This window comes from Klebsiella sp. RIT-PI-d (assembly GCF_001187865.1).
In the GTDB taxonomy this organism is placed as follows: Bacteria; Pseudomonadota; Gammaproteobacteria; order Enterobacterales; family Enterobacteriaceae; genus Superficieibacter.
In genome coordinates this window covers 1-785 of record NZ_LGIT01000011.1, presented here as the reverse complement: position 1 = coordinate 785, position 785 = coordinate 1, and the positions used below count along the sequence as shown (strand labels likewise).

The window sequence follows — 785 nt, the reverse complement described above, 5'->3', positions numbered from 1 at the left end:
GCCGCCAGCCAGCGGGCGGCGATCCTCCCTTCAGGCTGTAAAGCCTGCGAGCGCCAGGGCGTGGCGATTTATCCGCTGCGGGTGGCGGCGGTCCCCCGGCGTCTGGTGAGTCCGGGGTGGCTGCCGGCAGTGCCGGAACAGGAAACCGTCCTGTCCGGCGGAGAGTTTAAATATGCGCTGCGAACCCTGCGCGAGGGATACGTTTATATCCTGCTGGATAACACCGTCTGGCAGGGGTATCAGGTGACCGGGGCCGGATTTCTGCGCCAGTTTGATGCGTATGATATGCCGCAGGGTGAGCGCGTGGAGCCGCTGAGCCCGGCCTGCCTGACGCATCATCACGATGTTATCGCCAGCTTTATCAACATTCCTCCGGGGTACAAGGAGGCGAAAGTGGCCTTCAGCAGCGACCCGTGGAGCAGAACGGTGCTGGATGAATACCAGAACGCGACGCGCCCGGATACGCGTTTTATCCACCTGACGCTGGCGGACAATCAGGTCACGGTGAGGGAAAAGAACCGCAGCCTGACGCTGAAGCCGGACCTGAAGGCCCTGACCACGAACGTGCTGGAGTTCGCCACCGAATCGTATCTGAACATCACGGGTGAGGGAGGCAAATCTGAAGGGGCGCACGGATTTTACCCGCGGATGTCGCAGGAGAAGCAGGTTGCGCTGGCCAACCGGGTAGCGCTGCTGCAACAGCAGTTTGTTGCCCCGGTCTGTGCGCTGGTGCTGGATGACCCGGTGGGCGTGGTGCAGGAGCTTAACCATGCCCGGCTGGATGT

Annotated in this window: 1 protein-coding gene; it reads left to right on the top strand. The window is 62.3% G+C overall.

Translation table 11 applies throughout. From position 1 onward, the window contains the following. A partial coding sequence (locus tag AC791_RS20565; RefSeq protein WP_322842788.1) for a T6SS effector BTH_I2691 family protein occupies positions 1–785 on the top strand: 785 nt, incomplete at both ends.